The organism is Pseudonocardia sp. HH130630-07, assembly GCF_001698125.1.
Classification (GTDB): domain Bacteria; phylum Actinomycetota; class Actinomycetes; order Mycobacteriales; family Pseudonocardiaceae; genus Pseudonocardia.
Genome location: NZ_CP013854.1, coordinates 2,998,278 through 3,017,034, shown reverse-complemented (window position 1 = coordinate 3,017,034; position 18,757 = coordinate 2,998,278). Strand labels below are relative to the sequence as shown.

Here is an 18,757-nt window from a genome sequence, read left to right as displayed (position 1 = left end):
TCGCTCCTAGTACTTCAAGAGGTTCGCGTCGTCCACCGAGGACGACTGGCGGGTGCGGAAGATCGCCGTGATGATCGCCAGTCCGACGACGACCTCGCAGGCGGCGACCACCATCACGAACAGCGCCATCACCTGGCCGTTCAGGTCGCCGTGGATCCGGGAGAACGTGACCAGCGACAGGTTCACCGCGTTCAGCATCAGCTCGATGCACATGAACACGACGACGGCGTTGCGGCGGACGAGCACGCCGACCGCACCGATGGCGAACAGCAGCGCGGAGAGCAGCAGGTAGTACTCGGGTGTCATCGGTGCTCCCCGGTCTCGCTGGTCATCCCGGGCTCGCCGGCCTCGATGGTGCGGTCCGGGGCCCGGCGGCCGGTGAGGGCGTGCGCGTCCGGCGTCGTCGTGTCCGGCACCTCGACGGCGACCGACTCGATGATCTCGGCCATCGACTCCTCGGCGACCGAGCCGTCCGGCAGCAGGGCCGGCACCGCGACCGAGTTGGCGGTCGCGTAGACGCCGGGGCCGGGCAGCGGCGAGATCCGGGCGTGCTGGCCGCGCAGCCGGCGCAGCACCGTCTCGCGCTGGGAGAGCTTGGCGTGCGCGCTGCTCTGCGAGCCGGTCAGCACCATGGCACCGAGCGCGGCCACCATCAGCAGCGCGGCGGTCAGCTCGAACGCCAGCAGGTAGTCGGTGAAGATCAGCCGGCCGAGGCCGGGGACGTTGCCGTTCCAGCCCTGCCCGCCACCGGCGAGCCCGGCCGGGGTGACGTCGGTCAGCCCCCGGGACAGGCCGCCGACGAGCAGCGCGGCCAGACCGACGCCGAACACCAGCGCCGCGGCCCGCTGGCCGCGCAGCACCTCGATCACCGAGTCCCGCGAGTCCCGCCCGACCAGCATGAGCACGAACAGGAACAGCATCATCACCGCGCCGGTGTAGACGATGATCTGCACGAACCCGAGGAACGGCGCGGACTGCACCAGGTACAGCACGGCGATCGAGAACATCGTGAGCACCAGCAGCAGCGCGGCGTGCACCGCGTGCCGGGCGAAGACCAGGCCGAGCGCACCGGCCAGCGCGATGGGCCCGAGGATCCAGAACGCGACCGCCTCGCCGGTGCTCACCTCGCCGGCCGCCTGGGCCAGCACCGCGGTGCTCATCGGGTCTGCTCCCCGGTCTGGTCCTGGCCGGCCGCCCCGGACGGGGAGGACACGGCCAGCGTGGGCCCGGAGACGTAGTAGTCCTGCTCGTCCTCGCCGAGCCGCATCGGGTGCGGCGGCTGCTCCATGCCCGGCAGCAGCGGAGCCATGAGCTGCTCCTTGGTGTAGATGAGGTCCTGCCGGTTGTCGTCGGCCAGCTCGTAGAAGTTCGTCATGGTCAGCGAGCGGGTCGGGCAGGCCTCGATGCACAGGCCGCAGCCGATGCACCGCAGGTAGTTGATCTGGTAGATCGCGCCGTAGCGCTCACTCGGGGAGTACCGCGCCTCCTCGGTGTTGTCGCCGCCCTCGACGTAGATCGCGTCGGCCGGGCAGGCCCAGGCGCACAGCTCGCAGCCGACGCACTTCTCCAGCCCGTCCGGGTGCCGGTTGAGCTGGTGCCGGCCGTGGTAACGCGGCGCGGCGGGCGGGAAGTCCTCGGGGTACTCCTCGGTGACGACCTTCTTGAACATCGTCGAGAAGGTGACGCCGAATCCCTTGAAGAAGTCGAACATCTACTTGTTCTCCCTTCCGGCACCGACGGTCCGGCGGCGCTTGGGGGGCGATGCGGGCACCTTCAGGTCCAGCGGCGGGACCGGGTAGTCCGACGCCGGTTCCACCGACGGCGGTTCCACCTGCCGGTCCGGCAACAGGAACGCCACCGTCAGCACCACCGCCAGCGCGAACCCGATCAGCGACAGCAGCAGCACCACGTTGTTCCCACCGGTGTTCTGGAACGTGCGGATCCCGAAGATCGCCACGATCCACACCAGCATCACCGGGACCAGGACCTTCCAGCCCAGCTTCATGAACTGGTCGTACCGGAACCGCGGCAGCGTCCCCCGCAGCCAGATGAACACGAACAGGAACAGCAACACCTTCACGATGAACGCGACGAACTGCATCCACCCGTACTCGTTGAGGAACGACAGCGGCCACGGCCACATCCCGCCCCCCAGGAACAGCGTCACCGCCATCGCCGAGACCGTCACCATGTTCACGTACTCGGCCAGGAAGAACAGCGCGAACTTCAGCGACGAGTACTCGGTGTGGAACCCGCCCACCAGCTCCGACTCCGCCTCCGGCAGGTCGAACGGCGCCCGGTTGGTCTCCCCCACCATCGAGATCACGAACACCACGAAACTCGGCACCAGCAGGACCGCGAACCAGCCCGACGCCTGCGCCTCGACGATCGTCGCCGTCGACATCGACCCGGCGTAGAGCACCACGCCGACCACCGACAGCCCGAGCGCGATCTCGTAGGAGATCACCTGCGCCGCCGAGCGCAACGCACCCAGCAACGAGTACGGCGACCCGGACGCCCACCCGCCCAGCACGATCCCGTACACCCCGATCGACGAGCAGGCCAGCACGACCAGCACCCCGACCGGCACGTCCACCAGCTGCAACGCCGTCGGCTCACCGAAGATCGTCACCTCGCCGCCGAACGGGATCACCGAGAAGGCGACGAACGCCGGGATCGTCGAGATCACCGGGGCGATGAAGTAGACCTTCTTGTCGGCCATGGCCGGCATGATGTCTTCCTTGAACGCCAGCTTCAGCCCGTCGGCGAGGCTCTGCAGCCAGCCGCCGGGGCCGGTCCGGTTCGGGCCGGGCCGGTGCTGCATCCGGCCGACGACCTTGCGCTCCCAGTTGATCATGAACAGGGTGAGCACGACGCCGAGGGCGAAGAGCCCGACCACCTTGATCAGGATCAGCCAGATCGGGTCGTCGGCGAGCAGTTCCTGGGTACGGGTCAGCCCGTCCACCGGGGGCGCCTGGAGCAGGTTCACGACGCACTTCCGTTTCCGCCGGCCGGCCCCACGCCGACCAGGTCACCGTGCCGGGCCCCGAGGGTCGGCCGGACGTGCGAGCCGCGCGACGAGGTCGGCAGCCAGACGACGCCGTCGGGCAGGTCGGTCAGCGCGACCGGCAGGGTGATCGCCCCGCGCTCGGTGCGGACCGTCGCGTCGTCGCCCTCGACGAGGCCGAGCCGGGCCGCGGTGGCCGGGTTGACCTTCACGTACGGGCGGCGCGCCGTACCGGCCAGCGCCGGCTCGTCGACGGCGAGCGAGGCGTCGTCCACCATCTGGCGCGAGGTGGCGAGCACCGCCTGGCCGTAGCCGGGCACCCGGACCGGAGCCGCGGGGTGCGCCGGGGCCGTCGTACCGGCACGCCGGGTGCCGAGCCGCTCCAGCTCACCGGCCGCGGCCGCGGGGGTCTGGGTGAACAGGTCGGCGTCCATCTCGACGGCGAGGGTGTCCAGCACCCGGCAGTCGGGCAGCACGCCGGTGGCGTCCAGCGCGACGCCGAACGGGCGACGACGGCCCTCCCAGTTCAGGTAGCTCCCCGAACGCTGGGCGTCCGGTGCCACCGGGAGGACGACGTCGGCCAGCTCGGTCACCGCCGAGGTGTGGATCTCCAGGCTGACCAGGAAGCCCACCTCGCGCAGCGCGGTGCGCGCGGCCTGCGGGTCCGCCGTGTCGTCCGGGTCCACCCCGCCCACGACCAGCGCGGCCAGCTCCCCGACCGCCGCGGCGGCGAGGATGGCGTCGGCGTCGCGGCCCGGGGTCGCGGGCAGCGCACCGGCCCCGAGGCCCCAGGTCCGCTCGACGTCGGCGCGGGCGGCGGCGTCGGTCACGGGGCGCCCGCCGGGCAGCAGGGTCGGCAGCGCGCCGGCCTCGACCGCACCGCGGTCCCCGGCCCGGCGCGGCAGCCAGCCGATCGCCGCACCGGTCCGCGCGGCCAGCGCCGAGACCGCCGAGTAGAGACCGGGCGACTCCGCGGCCCGGTCCCCGACCAGGATCACCGTGCCCGGCAGCTCCAGCGCCGCCACGACGTCGGCACCCGGGTCGGCCACCACGGCGGCCTCCGCACCGGGCACCGCGTGCAGCACGGTGGCGCCGGTCTTCTCCGCGCCGACCGAGGTGAACGGTGCGACCTGGAAGTGCCGCAGGCCCTTCTTCCGCCACGCCTTGCGCAGCCGGAGGAAGACGATCCCGGACTCCTCCTCGGGATCGGTGCCGACGGTGAGGACCGCCGGGGCGTCCTCGATCCGCTGGAAGGTCACGGCGTCGTCCGGGGTGCCGCCGACCACGTGCGCGGCCAGGAAGTCCAGCTCCTCGGCCGAGTGCGGCCGGGCCCGGAAGTCGACGTCGTGGGTGCGGGCGGCGACCCGGGCGAACTTGGCGTAGGCGTAGGCGTCCTCGACGGTGAGCCGCCCCCCGGGCAGCACGCCGATCCCGGCGCCGGCGCGGGCCGCGAGCAGCCCGTCCGCGGCGATCTGCAGCGCCTCGGTCCAGGAGGTCTCGGTCAGCTCACCGTTCTCCCGGCGCACCATCGGCCGGGTGATCCGGCCTGCGCTGCCCTGGTAGCGGAAGGCGAAGCGGCCCTTGTCGCAGAGCCACTCCTCGTTGACCTCCGGGTCGTTGCCGGCCAGGCGGCGCAGCACCGTGCCGCGCCGGGAGTCGGTCCGCATCGAGCAGCCGGAGCTGCAGTGCTCGCAGGTCCCGGGGGTGGAGCGCAGGTCGAACGGGCGCGACCGGAACCGGTAGGCGGCGCTGGTCAGCGCGCCGACCGGGCAGATCTGGATGGTGTTGCCGGAGAAGTAGGACTGGAACGGCTGCCCGTCGGCGATCCCGATCTGCTGGTTCGCACCGCGCTCCAGCAGGTCGATGAACGGGTCACCGGCGATCTCCTCGGAGAACCGGGTGCACCGCTGGCAGAGCACGCAGCGCTCGCGGTCCAGCAGGACCTGGCTGGAGATCGGCAGCGGCTTCGGGAAGGTCCGCTTCTTCTCCTCGAAGCGCGAGTCGGACCGGCCGTGCGCCATCGCCTGGTTCTGCAGCGGGCACTCGCCGCCCTTGTCGCAGATCGGGCAGTCCAGCGGGTGGTTGACGAGCAGCAGCTCCATCACACCCTGCTGCGCCTTGTCCGCGCGCTCGGAGGTGTGCTGGGTCTTGACGACCATGCCGTCGGCGACCGTCATCGTGCAGCTGGCCTGCGGCTTCGGCATCGGCCGGCCGCCCATCTCGACCTCGACCAGGCACTGCCGGCAGGCACCGGCCGGGTCGAGCAGCGGGTGGTCGCAGAACCGCGGGATCACGATGCCGAGCCGCTCGCAGGTGCGGATCAGCAGCTCGCCCTTGGGCGCGTCGACGACCTGGCCGTCGATGGTGAGACGGACGTGCCCCTCCGGGACCGGCGTCTCGGTCGTCTCGTCCGGTGCGATGGTCATGCGGAGGCTCCGCTCAGCTCGGCAGGAGAACGCTCGACCGTGTCCTCGGCGGGCTGTTCCGCGATGAGGTCGAGGAACTCCTGGCGGAAGTACTGGATGCCGCTGGTGATCGGGCTCGTCGCGCCGTCCCCGAGCGCGCAGAACGAGCGCCCGAGGATGTTGTCGCAGACGTCGAGGAGGGTGTCGATGTCGGTCGCGGTGCCCTCGTGGCGCACCATCCGCTGCAGCACCTGCACCAGCCAGTAGGTGCCCTCCCGGCACGGGGTGCACTTGCCGCAGCTCTCGTGCTTGTAGAACTCGGTCCACTTCATGACCGCCCACGGCACCGAGACGGTCTCGTTGAAGACCTGCACCGCGGTCGTCCCCAGCATGGAGCCGGCCTCGGCGGCGCCCTCGAAGTCCAGCGGGACGTCGAGGTGATCGGCGGTGAACATCGGCGTCGAGGAGCCGCCCGGGGTCCAGAACTTGAGCGGGATCCCGTCCTTCATCCCGCCGGCCAGCTCCAGGAGCTCCCGCAGGGTGATGCCCAGCGGGGCCTCGTACTGGCCGGGCCGCTCGACGTGCCCGGAGATCGAGTAGATCTTCGGGCCCGGGGACTTCTCCCGGCCCATCGACCGGAACCAGCCCGAGCCGCCGTTGACGATCGCCGGGACGCTCGCGATGGTCTCGACGTTGTTCACCACGGTCGGGCAGGCGTAGAGCCCGGCCGTCGCCGGGAACGGCGGCTTGAGCCGCGGCTGGCCGCGCCGGCCCTCCAGCGAGTCGAGCAGCGCCGTCTCCTCGCCGCAGATGTAGGCGCCCGCACCGGCGTGCACCACGATCTCCAGGTCGAAGCCGGACCCGAGGATGTCGCGCCCGAGGTAGCCGCGCTCCTTCGCCTCCCGGACGGCGGCCCGCAGCCTGCGGATGCAGTGCAGCGCCTCACCGCGGACGTAGATGGCGCAGAAGTTGGCCCGGATCGCGTAGCTCGTGACGATGCAGCCCTCGATGAGCGAGTGCGGGTCGGCCATCATCGTCGGGATGTCCTTGCAGGTACCCGGCTCGCCCTCGTCGGCGTTGATCACCAGGTACTTGGGCTTGGCGCCGGGGCCGGTCCCGCTGCCGTCGTCCTGCGGGATGAAGCCCCACTTCATCCCGGTCGGGAAGCCCGCGCCGCCGCGGCCGCGCAGGCCGGACTCCTTGACCAGCGCGATGAGCTGGTCGGGGTGTGCGGCGAAGGCGGTGCGCAGCGACGTGTAGCCGTCCAGGCGCTCGTAGGTGTCGATCGACCAGGACCGCGGGGCCAGCCACCGCCGGGTGAGGACGGGCGTGAGCGGGTCCGGCGTGGTCGTGGCCGGTGTGGTGGGGTCGGGCGAGCTCATCGGGTCACCTCTTCTCCGCTGCGGCGGGCATCGCGGGCGGCTGGTCCGGCATCGCCGGGGCGGCCCAGCCGTTCTCCTCGGCGAGCCGGGCACCGCGTACGGACTCGATCGCGCTGGACGGGCCCTCGACCCGGGCGGTGGTGTCGACCTCCGCCGCGTCGTCGGTGAACCCGGCCAGTTCCAGCTCGACGGTCCGCAGGTCGGTCAGCGGGGCACCGCGGGTCGGCTGCGGACGCTCGCCGCGGCGCAGCGCGTCGACCAGCTCGACCGCGGAGTCGACCGTCTGGTTGTCGTAGTACTCGTAGTTGACCTGCAGCACCGGGGCCAGGTCACAGGCCGCGAGGCACTCGGCGTGCTCCAGCGTGACCGAGCCGGGGGTGCCGGGCTCGCCCGCGGTGCCCTCGTGGCCCAGCGGCCGGTCGCCGGTGCCGAGCCGGGTGCGCAGCCGGTCGTAGATCTCGTCGCCGCCCAGCGCCGCGCACAGCGTGTTCGTGCAGACGCTGACCAGGTGCTCGCCGCACGGGTTGCGCTTGTACATCGTGTAGAACGTGGCCACCGCGGACACCTCGGCGGTGGTCAGTCCCAGTGCCTCGGCGCAGTAGCGGATGCCGTCCTGGCTCACGTACCCCTCGACCGACTGCACCAGGTGCAGCAGCGGGAGCAGCGCCGAACGCGACTCCGGGTAGAGGGAGATGATCTCCTTCGTCCGGGCCCTGGTGACCACGTCGAACGTCGGCGAGACCGGCGACGGCTCGGCCGGGGGTGCTGATGCGCGTTCCGCCTGCGCTCCACGCTGGGTGAACTCGCGCTCGGCCGGGGCCACCGGGCTCGCCGAGTTGGACTCCGGGTTGCCTCCGGGGAGGGTCATCGGTCGCAACCTCCCATCACGGGGTCGATCGACGCGACGGCCGCGATGACGTCGGCGACCTGGCCGCCCTCGCTCATCGCGGGCATCGACTGCAGGTTCACGAAGCTGGGGTCGCGCAGGTGCACCCGCACCGGGCGGGTGCCGCCGTCGGAGACCAGGTGCACGCCGAGCTCGCCGCGCGGGGACTCGACGGCGGAGAACGCCTGGCCGGGCGGGACGTGGAAGCCCTCGGTGACCAGCTTGAAGTGGTGGATCAGCGACTCCATCGACTGACCCATGATCTTGCGGACGTGCTCCAGGGTGTTGCCCATCCCGTCGCTGCCGATCGAGAGCTGGGCCGGCCAGGCGACCTTCGGGTCGTCGACCATGACCCGGCCCGGCCCGACCTCGTCCAGCTTCGTCAGCGCCTGCCGCATGATCTTGAGCGACTCGTGGATCTCGGCGACCCGCAGCCGGTAGCGGGCGTAGCAGTCGGCCTCGGTCGCCGTCGGGACCTCGAAGTCGTACTGGTCGTACACCGAGTACGGCATGTGCTTGCGCAGGTCCCAGGCCAGCCCGGCCGAGCGCAGGATCGGGCCGGACGCGCCGAGCGCCAGGCAGCCGTCGACCGGGAGGTAGCCGACGCCCTCCAGGCGCTGCTTCCAGATCGGCTGGCCGGTGAGCAGCCGGTCGTAGTCGGGCAGCCGGGAGTCCATCACGTCGAGGAACTCGGTGACCTTCTCGCGGTAGCCCTCGGGGAGGTCCTGGGCGAGCCCGCCGGGCCGGATGAACGCGTGGTTCATCCGCAGGCCGGTCAGGAACTCCAGGAGGTGGAGCACCTCCTCGCGCTCGCGGAAACCCGAGGTCATGCCGGTCAGCGCGCCCAGCTCCATGCCGCCGGTGGCCAGCGCGACCAGGTGCGAACCGATCCGGTTGAGCTCCATGAGCAGCACCCGGATGTGCTCGGCCCGGTCCGGCACCTGCACGCCGAGCAGCTTCTCGACGGCCATGCAGTACGCGGCCTCGTTGAACAGCGGCGCGAGGTAGTCCGCGCGGGTCACGAACGTGACCCCCTGGGTCCAGGTCCGGTACTCGCAGTTCTTCTCGATGCCCGTGTGCAGGTAGCCGATGACCGCCCGGCCCTGGGTGACGGTCTCGCCCTCCAGCTCCAGAACCAGGCGCAGCACGCCGTGCGTGGACGGGTGCTGCGGACCCATGTTGATGACGATGCGGTCCTCGTGGTCCGCGTCCATCAGGGTGTCCCAGTCACCGCCGGTGACCGTGTAGACGGTGCCCTCGGTGGTCTCGCGCTCCGGCGCCGAGTACGGATCGGGGCCCGCGCTGTCCTCGGGGCCGATACTCGTTCCGCCTGCGCTGTTCTCGGTGGTGGTCACGAGTACGCCCTCCGCTCGTCGGGCGGGGGGATCTCCGCACCCTTGTACTCCACCGGGATGCCGCCGAGCGGGTAGCTCTTGCGCTGGGGGTGGCCGTCCCAGTCGTCGGGCATGAGGATCCGGGTGAGCGCGGGATGGCCGTCGAAGACGACGCCGAACATGTCCCAGGTCTCGCGCTCGTGCCAGTCCGCGGTCGGGTAGACGTCGACGACGCTGTCCACGTGCGGGTTCTCGAGGTCCAGTGCGGCCTCGAGCCGGATCCGGCGCCGGTAGGTCATCGACAGCAGGTGGTAGACGACGTGCAGCGGCCGCTCGACCGGGGCGCCGTCCGGCGCGGAGTAGTCGACCCCGGAGACCGTCGAGCAGAACTCGAAGCGCAGGCCCGGGTCGTCGCGCAGGGTGCGGGCCACCGCGTTCACCCGCGCGGGCTGCACGTAGAGGGTCAGCTCGTCGCGGTCGATGGTGACCTGCTCGATCGCGTCCCGCGGGATCGAGCGCTCGTCCAGCGCGGCGCCCAGCTCGTCGGCGAACTCGTCGAACCAGCCACCGAACGGGCGCTCGGCCGGCGCCGGGGCGTGCCCGGGCAGCCGCAGCCCGCCGTAGCCGGAGGTGTCACCGGTGCCGCGGACGCCGAACATGCCCGACCGCACGCGGGTCTCGGTCATCTTCGCGGCGGGGCGGGCACCGCCGAGCGCGTCGCCGGGGGCGGTACCGCCACCGGCCCGCTGCTGCTCGACGGCCGCGCCGCTCTCCTGCGACGAGGAGTGCGCACCGCCGGTGGGCTCCGCGTCGTCCTTCGAGGTCCCGGTGGGTCCGGTCGGCTCGGTCACTGCTGCTCACCTCCGCGGGCGGCGTCGGCGAGCGAGGGGAGCTCCTGCTTCTCCCCCGCCGCCAGCTGGTTCGTCGACGGCTTCGGCTGCGCGCCCGGCTCCAGGTAGTTCGGCACGTCCACGGTCGGGGTGTTCTTCAGCGCGCCGAGCTGCTTGTGCTTGGGCGCGAACTTGACCGACGACGGCACCATCGGCGTGCGGTAGCCGGACTCGGCCAGCTCGGCGGCCCGCTTCGGGCCGAGCGGCTCGTCGGAGATCTTGGCGTGGATCTTGAGGATCGCGTCGATCAGCATCTCCGGCCGCGGCGGGCAGCCGGGCAGGTACATGTCCACCGGCACGACGTGGTCGACGCCCTGCACGATCGCGTAGTTGTTGAACATGCCGCCGGAGCTGGCGCAGACGCCCATCGCGAGCACCCAGCGCGGCTCGGGCATCTGGTCGTAGATCTGGCGCAGGACCGGCGCCATCTTGTTGCTCACCCGGCCCGCGACGATCATCAGGTCGGCCTGGCGCGGCGAGGCCCGGAAGACCTCCATGCCGAACCGGGCGAGGTCGTAGCGCGGGGCGCCGGAGGTCATCATCTCGATGGCGCAGCAGGCCAGGCCGAAGGTGGCGGGCCAGAGCGACGACTTCCGGGTCCAGTTGACCAGCTTCTCGACGCTGGTCAGCAGGACGCCGCTGGGCAGGTTCTCCTCGAGTCCCATGCTTGCCTCAGCTCCACTCGAGCCCGCCGCGACGCCATTCGTAGGCGTACGCGAAGGCGATCGTGGCGATGTAGAGCGTGATGGCCACGAACCCGAAGACGCCGACCGCATCGGCGACGACGGCGTACGGGTACATGAACACCAGCTCGATGTCGAACAGGATGAACAGCATCGCCGTGAGGTAGTAGGCGACCGGCACGCGCCCGCCGCCGACGATCGGCTGCGGCGACGGCTCGATGCCGCACTCGTAGGAGTCCAGCTTCGCCCGGTTGAACCGGCGCGGGCCGATCAGCGGCGCCGAGGCGACGGAGAACAGCGCGAAGCCCGCCGCCAACACGAACAGCAGTACGAGCGGGAGATAGGGATCGAGCATCCGTGCACCTTCGTGATCGCGCCGCCCACCGTCGCTGGTGGTGATCGACAAGCCGGTCGGGGGGACCCTATGTCCGCCACCGTGTGATGAAGAACCCAGGCGAGCCTTACCTGAAGGGCGGTGCGGATCACGTGTGATCCACATCCGTCCTGGTCGAGCACCTCCCGATCCCGTGCCGCGTGCCACGCTTGTGAAAAACTTCACGATGTCGGGAAGAGTGTAGGGCGTGCACGGGCATTTTGCGTCAGCGGATCGGACCTGACGCGGGAATATTCGACGACGCAACGACGTGTGGTCGCCCAGGTACGGCGGGTGGCGACGGACCCGGCGATGCCGGTCGGATCCGGCCCGTCACCACCCCAGGAGACGTCGGCGGTTGGCGCGGACCCGGCGGTGGACCGGCCGCACGGCCGCGGCCACCGACCCCGCCGGCGACGCCTGCGCCACCGCCCGGGCCATCTCGGGCAGCACGGCGACCTTCTCGCCCACCATCCGCCCGATCTCGTCGCGGGCCCGCGCCCCGCCCCGCAGGACGACACCGGCCCGCGCCACCACGATCAGCGGCACCGACCACCCGATCTCCGCGACCTGCCCCGCCACCCGTCCGCGCACCACCCCAGTGTGACCCGCGGCCCACTGAACCGGTGCAGCATTTCCACCTGCCCCGCCACCGCGCCCCCGCGACCACCCCCGTCCCACCGACGTCGCAGGCCCCGCACCGACCTCGCACGGTCCGCAGCGGCTGCGAGGTGCGGGCGGGGGCTGCGAGGTCGGGCAGGGGGTGCGGGGTGCGGGGATAGGGTGGCGCCGTGGTGGGGGGCGACGAGCAGCTGGACCGGCTCGTGCGCAGCCGGATCCGGGCGCTGCGGGTCGCCCAGGGGTGGTCGCTGGAGGAGCTGTCCGGCCGCGCCCGGCTCAGCCAGTCGTCGCTGAGCCGGATCGAGAACGGGCAGCGGCGGCTCGCGCTGGACCAGCTCGTCACCCTCGCGCGGGCGCTGGACACCACGCTCGACCAGCTCGTCGACAACGCGACCGACGACGTCGTCGTCGGCCCGACGGTGGACAGCGCGCACGGGCTGATGCGCTGGCCGGTCCGCAGCGACCCGGGGCTGAGCGTCGTGCGCCAGCGGATCACCGAGCCACCGCCGGAGAACCCGGCCGCGATGCGGGCGCACCCCGGCCGCGAGTGGCTCGTCGTGCTCTCCGGCACCGCCGTCCTGCTGCTGGGCCACCGGCGGTTCCGCGTCGAGACGAACCAGGCCGCCGAGTTCCCGACGATGGAGCCGCACGCGATCGGCACCGCGGGCGGGCCCTGCGAGATCATGGGCATCTTCGATCGCGACGCCCGCCGGGGCCACCAGCGCGACGGCGACGACCGCCCGGGTGCGACCCCGTGACCTGCCGGTCTTGCGCGCGGGGCAGCAGGATCCGGAACCTGTTTGCGTTGTAGGCATAACGCTGTGCCACACACGCATGACGGTCCTACGGTGCGGTCATGCATCCACAGCACACCGCCCCCGACGACGGCGGACAGGTCGAGATCCTCGATCTCGACGCCGAGGTCCTCGCCGGGCACACCGCGTCCATCACCGCCCGGCTGGCGCAGCGGTCCGCGCCGCACCGGATCGTGGACCTGGGCTGCGGCACCGGGGCGGGCACCTTCGCGCTCCTGGAGCGCTTCCCCGGCGCGCAGGTCACCGCGGTCGACTCCGCCGACGCCCAGCTACGGGCCCTGCGGGAGTCCGCGGCCGGGCGCGGCGTCGCGGACCGGGTACAGACCGTGCAGGCCGATCTCGACGGCGACTGGCCCGGCCTCGGGCGACCGGACCTCGTGTGGGCGTCCGCCGCGATGCACCACATGGCCGACCCGCACCGTGCCCTCGCCCGGGTGCACGGGCTGCTCGCGCCGGGCGGGGTGTTCGCCGTCGTCGAGCTGGCCGGCTTCCCCCGGTTCCTGCCCGCGACGGCCCCGGCGGGACGGCCGGGCCTGGAGGAGCGCCTGCACGCCGCGGCCGACGCCGTGGCCGCCGGGCACGTCCCGCACCGCGGCGCCGACTGGGGCCCGATGCTGACCGCGGCGGGGTTCACCGTCGCCGACGAGTTCACCGTCGCCGTCGACGTCGGGCGGGACGGCGGGCGCGGCGACGCCGTCGGCCGCTATGCGCTCGCCGGCCTGCGGCGGATGCGCGGCGTGGCCGCGGACACGCTCGACCCGGCGGACCTCGCCGCACTCGACGAGCTCCTCGACGCCGACGGCCCGCAGGGCGTCGCGCACCGCGACGACCTCGCCGTCCGGACCGAGCGCACGGTCTGGCTCGCCCACCGCCCCTGACGGACCGACCGCCCGGACGGCACGCCACGACGGGCGGTGGCCGCCGTCCGGACACGGGGTGTGCCGTTCGGCGGGGCCGGGCTCAGGCCGGCTTGTACGCCCGGTGCAGGGCGACCGCGCCGACGGTCAGGTTCTGCCAGGCCACCCGCTCCCAGCCGGCCCCGGCGATGGTCCGCGCCAGCGTGGGCTGGTCCGGCCAGTCCCGGATGGACTCGGCGAGGTAGAGGTACGCCTCCGGGTTCGACGACACCGTGCGGGCGACCGCCGGCAGCACGTGGCCGAGCACGGCGCCCTGGTAGAGCGCCCGGAACGGGGCCCAGGTGGGGGTGGAGAACTCGCAGACCACCAGCCGCCCGCCGGGGCGGGTCACCCGGGCCAGCTCGCGCAGGCCCGCCCCGGTGTCGGAGACGTTGCGCAGCCCGAAGGAGATGGTGACGGCGTCGAACGACCCGTCGGCAAAGGGCAGGTGCAGGGCGTCCGCGGCGGCCTTCGGGACGTCCCGGTGGGCACCGGCCCGCAGCATGCCGAGCGAGAAGTCGGCCGCGACGCACCAGGCGCCGTCCTTGGCCAGCTCGACGGTGGACACGGCGGTGCCGGCGGCGAGGTCGAGCACCCGCTCGCCCGGCCGCAGCGCCAGCGCCCGGCGGGTCCGGGCCCGCCAGTAGCGGTCCTGGCCACCGGAGAGCGCGGTGTTGGTCAGGTCGTAACGCCGGGCGACGCCGTCGAACATGCGGGCGACGTCGTGCGGATCCTTGTCGAGCTCGGCGCGGGACACGCCGTCGAGCCTACGCACCGGGCCCGAAGTGCTCCCGGAGCACGTCACGCAGGCCCTGCAGGTACTCGGCGCGCACCCGGGCCGCCAGCGCGGGCCAGTCCTGCGACGGCGTCGACACCCGCCCGCCGGTGCCGGTGAACGCGCCCATGCCGTGCAGGGCGATCCAGCGGTGGTCGTACTCGTGCGGGTTCCTGCGGTCCCAGGCCACGGCGGTCACCGCGGCGCGGCGCACCCGCTGCGGGTCGGCGAACGCCCACCGGTTCACCGGCTCGCCGAACCGCTGGTGCAGCACCCCGAGCGCGGACGCCGCGGTCGGGTCGGTGCAACGCCCGGCGTCGAACTGGGCGCGCACCTGCGCGGTGTAGAACCACCGGGCCGCCCCCGGCAGGTCACCGGCGGCGACGAGATTCTCCGAGAGCGCGAACAGCACCGGCGGCGGACGGCGGTGCGGGGCGGCGAGCACCGCGTCCCGGGCGTTCGCCCGGGACACCGGGGACCGGTCGAGCAGTCCCCGGATCGCAGCGAGGGCCGCCGACGTGTCGATCTCCGCCATCGCACCGCCCGGCTCGACGACGATGGCCCGGCCGACGTGCTGTCGCTCACCCATGCTCCGAAGGATCCGCGCCGGACCCGGTCGGCGGATCCGTGTGACTACCGATCGCCCCGGCCGTCCGTGCTCACGCCGCCAGCCGGTCCGGTGCGGCCGACTCACGCAGCACCTGGCCGTAGTGCGCCAGCAGCTCGTCGCCGACCGCGGTCCACGTCCGGCGCAGCACCGACTGCCGGGCCGCGGCGCCGAACGCGCGGTTGCGGTCCGGGTCGCACAGCGCGGTGACGGCGGCGACCAGCTCCCGGTCCGCGGCGTCGGTCACCGGGTCGCCGGGCTCACCGCCGTCCGGGCGGGGCGCCACCAGGTAGCCGGTACGGCCGGGCAGCACCAGGTCGCGCGGGCCGCCCGCGTCCGGCGCCACCACCGGCACCCCGGAGGCCAGCGCCTCCTGCACCGCCTGGCAGAACGTCTCGGCCTGCCCGGTGTGCACGAACACGTCCAGGCTCGCGTAGATCTCGGCCAGCTCGGCCCCGCCGCGGTGCCCGAGGAACGCCGCGGACGGCAGCCGATCGCGCAGGTACTCCGTGCTCGGCCCGTCGCCGACCACGACCAGCCGGGTGCCGGGCACGGCGCCCAGCACCGCGAGCCGCTCGACCTGCTTCTCCGGGGCGAGCCGGCCGACGAACCCGACCAGCCGCTCGCCGGCCGGGGCCAGCCGGGCCCGCAGCTCGGTGCTGCGCCGGGACGGGGTGAACCGCCGGGTGTCGACGCCGCGGGCCCACTGGTGCACCCGCGGCACCCCGCGCTCGCGCAGCGCACCGGTGGCCCAGCTCGACGGCGCGAGCGTGCGGTCGGCCATCGAGTGCAGCCGGCAGGTCCAGCGCCACGCGGCCCTGGCCGTCAGCCCGAGGCCGTAGGACGTGGCGAACCCGGCGACGTCGGTCTGGTAGACCGCCACGGTCGGCACGCCGAGCCGGCGCGCGGCGGCCAGCCCCCTGGCCCCCACCACGAACGGCGCGGCCAGGTGCACGACGTCCGGCCGGAACGCCCGCAGCGCGGTGAGCACCCGGCGGCTCGGCACGCCCACCGGCATGGAGTTGACCACCGGCAGCCCGACCGCGGGGATCCGCACGACCGGGACGCCGTCGTACTCCTGCGTCTCGCCCGACCCGGGCGCGATCACGAGCACCTCGTGACCACCGGCCCGCAGGTGCTCGCACACCCGCAGCACGGAGTTGGTGACGCCGTTGACCACCGGCAGGAAGCATTCGGAGACGATTGCGACGCGCACGGCACAGAGCGTGCTCGGGGCGGGACGCCGGTCCGGGTCCACGGCGTGATCGCCCACCCAACCCTCGGCGAACATCGGGTGGGCCCGCGGGCGGCGCCGCGGCGAGTTGTCGAACCGGGAACGGGCCCGTCACCTCACGGACGCGACCGGGTCACCACCGACCCCGACACTCGGTCCGTATGACGGCCGTCCCGTACGTCCCCCGGCAGGTGCGCCCGGTGGACCCCGCCCTGCTCTCGCGCGCACTGGAGACGGCAGGCCGGCTGGCCAACGACGCCGCCGAGGTGATCACGGCGACGCTGGGCCGCGAGCACGGCGCCGCGATCGACGCGACGGCCAAGACGAACCCGTTCGACTGGGTCACCGACACCGACCGGACGCTGGAGCGGCACACCCGCCGGGTGCTGGCCGCCGAGTTCCCGGACTGCCCGGTGGTGGGCGAGGAGTATGGAGCCGATCACGGGGCCGCGGACGCGCCGATGCGCTGGGTGGTCGATCCGGTGGACGGCACCGCGAACTACGTCGCCGGGCTGCCCTGGTGCGCGTACAGCCTGGCGCTGGTCGCCGTCGACGGGCCGGCCGTCGGCGTCGTCGCCGACCCGGGGCGCGGGCAGATCTACGCGGCCGCCCGCGGGCGGGGTTTCCGGGCCAACGGCACCCCGGTGCCCCCGGCTCGGCCGGCCCGGCTCGCCGGCTCGCTCGTGTGCGCCGAGGACCCGGAGCCGGGCTTCGTCGAGCGCGCCCGCGCCGGGCACGCCGGGGTCCGGGTGCTCGGGTCGGCGGCGCTGGCGATCACCCAGGTGGCGCTGGGCCACGCCGTCGCCGCGGTGCTGACCCGCTACCACGAGTGGGACGTCGCGGGCGCGCTCTGCCTGGCCACCGAGGCCGGGGCGCTGGTGCTCGGCCGGGACGGGCACGAGGCCGCGCTGCCCGCCGGCGGGATGCTCGTCGTCGCGCCGCAGGTCGCGGCCGAGGTGTGCGCGCTGTGGCGGGGTCAGGACGGCTGATCGCGGCGCCGCCGCAGCGCGACGAACGTCGGGCCGACGACCAGCCACACGACGGCCAGGCCGCCCGCGACCGGGAGGATGCCGTCGACCGCGCTGCGCCCGGCGACCCGGACCCGGCTCGGCTCGGTCAGGTCGTACTCGACGTAGATGTTGGAGCGGTCGCTGAGCCCCGGCGGGTAGGCGATGCCGGCGCCCGGGGTCTGCAGCCGGCCCTGCTCGTCGACGAACCGGACGACCGAGCGCCAGTAGCCCGACCCGTCCAGCACGGTCGCCGCGGTCGTCGCCCGGTTCGCCGAGATCCGGGCGTCGGTGAGGAACGCGCCGCCCAGCGCGGTCACCGCGAGCAGGGTGATCGTGACCCCGACACCCAGGACGATCTCCGGGATCCGGTAGCGGACCCGCGCCAGCAGGCGGCCCGCCGCGGCACGGGTCTCGGTCAGCACATCGCCGGTCGGACTGGTCACGCCCGGCGATTCTAGGGACTCCCCGGCACCCGGGTGTGTCCGGTGCCTCGCCGTGCGGTCCGAGCAACGACGCGCCGGGTTGCCTACCCTCGTGGTGTGACTGTCGCACCGGCCCTGACCGCGCTGCGCGTCCGTACCCGTCCGCTCCGGCTCGACGGACCGCTGCTCGACGTGCTCCCCGGCCGGTCCGGCGAGCTGTGCTGGGTCCGCGGCGGGGACGGTCTGGTCGGCTGGGGCGAGGCCGCCCGGTTCACCGGGACCGGCCCGGACCGGTTCGCCGACGCCGACCGCTGGTGGCGTTCCGTCGTGGCCGGGCTGGACGTGCGCGACGACGTCGGGTTGCCGGGCACCGGCGCGGTGGCCTTCGCCTCGTTCACCTTCGACCGCCGCTCGCCCGGGTCGGCGCTGGTGGTGCCGCGCACCGTCGTCGGGCGGCGCGGCGACCGGGCCTGGATCACCGAGATCACCCCGGCCGGGCAGCCGCAGGACGGTCCGGCGCTGCCGGTCCCGGCCCCGGTCCGGTCCGCCGTCCGGCTCCGCTACGCCGACGGCGAGGCACCCGCCCACCGGTACCGCACCGCCGTCGCCGAGGCGGTGCGCCGGATGCGGGCCGGTGAGCTGGACAAGGTCGTGCTCGCCCACGACCTGCTCGCCCACGCCGACGCCCCGCTGGACCCGAGGGCGCTGCTGCAGGCACTGGCCCGGCGGTACCCGACGTGCTGGAGCTTCGCCGTCGACGGCCTGGTCGGCGCCACCCCGGAGCTGCTGCTGCGGCTCGACGGGACCACCCTGGAGTCGCGGGTGCTCGCCGGGACGATGTGGCCCTCCGGCAGCGGCACCGGCGGCACCGGCGGCACCGGCGGCACCGGCGGCACCGGCGGCACCGACGTGGCCGGGGCGCTCGCCGGGTCGGCCAAGGACCTGCGCGAGCACGCCTACGCCGTCGACTCGCTGGCCGCGTCGCTGCGCCCGCTGGTCGCCGAGCTGCAGGTGCCCCGGCGCCCGTCGGTGCTGACCCTGCCGAACGTGTCGCACCTGGCCAGCGACGTCCGCGCCCGGCTCGACCCGGCCCGGCCCGCGTCGCTGCTCACACTGCTCGGGGCGGTGCACCCGACCGCCGCCGTCGGCGGGACACCGACCCCGGACGCGACCGCGGTGATCGCCGAGATCGAGGGGCTCGACCGCGGCCGGTACGCCGGGCCGGTCGGCTACGTCGACGCCGACGGCGGCGGCGAGACCGGGATCGCCCTGCGCTGTGCCGAGGTCGGCGGCCGGACGGCCCGGCTGTTCGCCGGCTGCGGGATCGTCGCCGCCTCCGACCCGGACGCCGAGGTCCGCGAGGCCGCGGCGAAGATGCGCGCCGTCCGCGAGGCCCTGGAGGACTGAGCCGGGCGGG

At 73.6% G+C, this 18,757-nt stretch carries 20 protein-coding genes; 4 read left to right on the top strand and 16 right to left on the bottom strand.

Annotated elements, in window-relative coordinates; genetic code table 11:
• Positions 1–6 precede the first annotated feature (6 nt).
• The 12 genes from nuoK to AFB00_RS14550 form a co-directional block, all read right to left on the bottom strand.
• Positions 7–306, bottom strand: a complete 300-nt coding sequence (gene nuoK / locus AFB00_RS14605) for an NADH-quinone oxidoreductase subunit NuoK (protein WP_068797696.1) — start codon at positions 304–306, stop codon at positions 7–9.
• The gene (locus AFB00_RS14600) at positions 303–1,160 is read right to left on the bottom strand and encodes an NADH-quinone oxidoreductase subunit J (protein WP_068797695.1); all 858 of its coding nucleotides are present in this window, start codon (positions 1,158–1,160) and stop codon (positions 303–305) included. Before AFB00_RS14600 ends, nuoK begins: the two co-directional genes overlap by 4 nt.
• The gene (nuoI, locus tag AFB00_RS14595) at positions 1,157–1,711 is read right to left on the bottom strand and encodes an NADH-quinone oxidoreductase subunit NuoI (RefSeq protein ID WP_068797694.1); all 555 of its coding nucleotides are present in this window, start codon (positions 1,709–1,711) and stop codon (positions 1,157–1,159) included. Before nuoI ends, AFB00_RS14600 begins: the two co-directional genes overlap by 4 nt.
• Positions 1,712–2,956, bottom strand: coding sequence for an NADH-quinone oxidoreductase subunit NuoH (nuoH, locus tag AFB00_RS14590; protein WP_156819836.1), 1,245 nt, complete (start codon positions 2,954–2,956; stop codon positions 1,712–1,714).
• A gap of 29 nt (positions 2,957–2,985) precedes the next feature.
• Positions 2,986–5,433, bottom strand: coding sequence for an NADH-quinone oxidoreductase subunit G (locus AFB00_RS14585; RefSeq protein ID WP_068797692.1), 2,448 nt, complete (start codon positions 5,431–5,433; stop codon positions 2,986–2,988).
• Complete coding sequence (nuoF, locus tag AFB00_RS14580; RefSeq protein WP_068797691.1) at positions 5,430–6,794, bottom strand: NADH-quinone oxidoreductase subunit NuoF; 1,365 nt, start codon at positions 6,792–6,794, stop codon at positions 5,430–5,432. The genes AFB00_RS14585 and nuoF overlap by 4 nt, the downstream gene beginning before the upstream one ends.
• 4 nt (positions 6,795–6,798) lie before the next feature.
• The gene (nuoE, locus tag AFB00_RS14575; protein WP_068797690.1) at positions 6,799–7,662 is read right to left on the bottom strand and encodes an NADH-quinone oxidoreductase subunit NuoE; all 864 of its coding nucleotides are present in this window, start codon (positions 7,660–7,662) and stop codon (positions 6,799–6,801) included.
• Positions 7,659–9,035 carry an NADH-quinone oxidoreductase subunit D gene (locus AFB00_RS14570; RefSeq protein ID WP_068797689.1) on the bottom strand — a complete coding sequence of 459 codons (1,377 nt, stop codon included), beginning with the start codon at positions 9,033–9,035 and terminating at the stop codon, positions 7,659–7,661. The genes nuoE and AFB00_RS14570 overlap by 4 nt, the downstream gene beginning before the upstream one ends.
• Positions 9,032–9,865: an NADH-quinone oxidoreductase subunit C gene (locus AFB00_RS14565; RefSeq protein ID WP_068797688.1), complete on the bottom strand. Its 834-nt coding sequence runs from the start codon at positions 9,863–9,865 to the stop codon at positions 9,032–9,034. Before AFB00_RS14565 ends, AFB00_RS14570 begins: the two co-directional genes overlap by 4 nt.
• Positions 9,862–10,569 (bottom strand): NuoB/complex I 20 kDa subunit family protein, encoded by a 708-nt coding sequence (locus AFB00_RS14560; protein ID WP_068797687.1) that lies wholly within the window; start codon positions 10,567–10,569, stop codon positions 9,862–9,864. The genes AFB00_RS14565 and AFB00_RS14560 overlap by 4 nt, the downstream gene beginning before the upstream one ends.
• Before the next feature lie 7 nt (positions 10,570–10,576).
• On the bottom strand, positions 10,577–10,942 hold the full coding sequence (locus AFB00_RS14555; RefSeq protein ID WP_068797686.1) for an NADH-quinone oxidoreductase subunit A: 366 nt from the start codon (positions 10,940–10,942) through the stop codon (positions 10,577–10,579).
• Between the two features lie 351 nt (positions 10,943–11,293).
• A complete protein-coding gene (locus AFB00_RS14550; protein ID WP_156819540.1) occupies positions 11,294–11,554 on the bottom strand; it encodes a hypothetical protein in 261 nt (86 codons plus the stop codon).
• 197 nt (positions 11,555–11,751) lie between these two features.
• Here AFB00_RS14550 and AFB00_RS14545 point away from each other — a divergent pair, with 197 nt between their 5' ends.
• Complete coding sequence (locus AFB00_RS14545; protein WP_068797684.1) at positions 11,752–12,339, top strand: helix-turn-helix transcriptional regulator; 588 nt, start codon at positions 11,752–11,754, stop codon at positions 12,337–12,339.
• A gap of 98 nt (positions 12,340–12,437) precedes the next feature.
• A complete protein-coding gene (locus AFB00_RS14540) occupies positions 12,438–13,274 on the top strand; it encodes a class I SAM-dependent methyltransferase (protein ID WP_068797683.1) in 837 nt (278 codons plus the stop codon).
• Between the two features lie 82 nt (positions 13,275–13,356).
• Here the strand turns inward: AFB00_RS14540 and AFB00_RS14535 are convergent, their stop codons facing one another.
• From AFB00_RS14535 to AFB00_RS14525, 3 genes are all read right to left on the bottom strand, one after another.
• Positions 13,357–14,049, bottom strand: a complete 693-nt coding sequence (locus AFB00_RS14535) for a demethylmenaquinone methyltransferase (RefSeq protein ID WP_068797682.1) — start codon at positions 14,047–14,049, stop codon at positions 13,357–13,359.
• Between the two features lie 10 nt (positions 14,050–14,059).
• Positions 14,060–14,656: a hypothetical protein gene (locus AFB00_RS14530; RefSeq protein WP_068797681.1), complete on the bottom strand. Its 597-nt coding sequence runs from the start codon at positions 14,654–14,656 to the stop codon at positions 14,060–14,062.
• A 70-nt stretch (positions 14,657–14,726) separates the two neighbouring features.
• Positions 14,727–15,890 (bottom strand): glycosyltransferase family 4 protein, encoded by a 1,164-nt coding sequence (locus tag AFB00_RS14525; RefSeq protein ID WP_068800318.1) that lies wholly within the window; start codon positions 15,888–15,890, stop codon positions 14,727–14,729.
• A gap of 179 nt (positions 15,891–16,069) precedes the next feature.
• Between AFB00_RS14525 and AFB00_RS14520 the strand changes: the two genes are divergently transcribed.
• Positions 16,070–16,897 (top strand): inositol monophosphatase family protein, encoded by an 828-nt coding sequence (locus AFB00_RS14520; protein WP_068797680.1) that lies wholly within the window; start codon positions 16,070–16,072, stop codon positions 16,895–16,897.
• Here AFB00_RS14520 and AFB00_RS14515 read toward each other — a convergent pair.
• Entirely contained in the window at positions 16,885–17,361 is a 477-nt protein-coding gene (locus AFB00_RS14515; protein WP_156819539.1) for a DUF3592 domain-containing protein, read from the bottom strand. The two genes, AFB00_RS14520 and AFB00_RS14515, sit on opposite strands and share 13 nt — an antisense overlap.
• 96 nt (positions 17,362–17,457) lie before the next feature.
• Between AFB00_RS14515 and AFB00_RS14510 the strand changes: the two genes are divergently transcribed.
• Entirely contained in the window at positions 17,458–18,747 is a 1,290-nt protein-coding gene (locus tag AFB00_RS14510) for an isochorismate synthase (protein WP_068797679.1), read from the top strand.
• Positions 18,748–18,757: the final 10 nt, after the last annotated feature.

Bases quoted from the DNA above. Each gene is read 5' to 3' on its own strand.
- AFB00_RS14540 (WP_068797683.1), top strand. From the start codon at position 12,438: ATGCATCCACAGCACACCGCCCCCGACGACGGCGGACAGGTCGAGATC.
- nuoK (WP_068797696.1), bottom strand. From the start codon at position 306: ATGACACCCGAGTACTACCTGCTGCTCTCCGCGCTGCTGTTCGCCATC.
- AFB00_RS14600 (WP_068797695.1), bottom strand. From the start codon at position 1,160: ATGAGCACCGCGGTGCTGGCCCAGGCGGCCGGCGAGGTGAGCACCGGC.
- nuoI (WP_068797694.1), bottom strand. From the start codon at position 1,711: ATGTTCGACTTCTTCAAGGGATTCGGCGTCACCTTCTCGACGATGTTC.
- nuoE (WP_068797690.1), bottom strand. From the start codon at position 7,662: ATGACCCTCCCCGGAGGCAACCCGGAGTCCAACTCGGCGAGCCCGGTG.
- AFB00_RS14520 (WP_068797680.1), top strand. From the start codon at position 16,070: ATGACGGCCGTCCCGTACGTCCCCCGGCAGGTGCGCCCGGTGGACCCC.
- AFB00_RS14560 (WP_068797687.1), bottom strand. From the start codon at position 10,569: ATGGGACTCGAGGAGAACCTGCCCAGCGGCGTCCTGCTGACCAGCGTC.
- AFB00_RS14585 (WP_068797692.1), bottom strand. From the start codon at position 5,433: ATGACCATCGCACCGGACGAGACGACCGAGACGCCGGTCCCGGAGGGG.
- nuoF (WP_068797691.1), bottom strand. From the start codon at position 6,794: ATGAGCTCGCCCGACCCCACCACACCGGCCACGACCACGCCGGACCCG.
- AFB00_RS14530 (WP_068797681.1), bottom strand. From the start codon at position 14,656: ATGGGTGAGCGACAGCACGTCGGCCGGGCCATCGTCGTCGAGCCGGGC.
- AFB00_RS14555 (WP_068797686.1), bottom strand. From the start codon at position 10,942: ATGCTCGATCCCTATCTCCCGCTCGTACTGCTGTTCGTGTTGGCGGCG.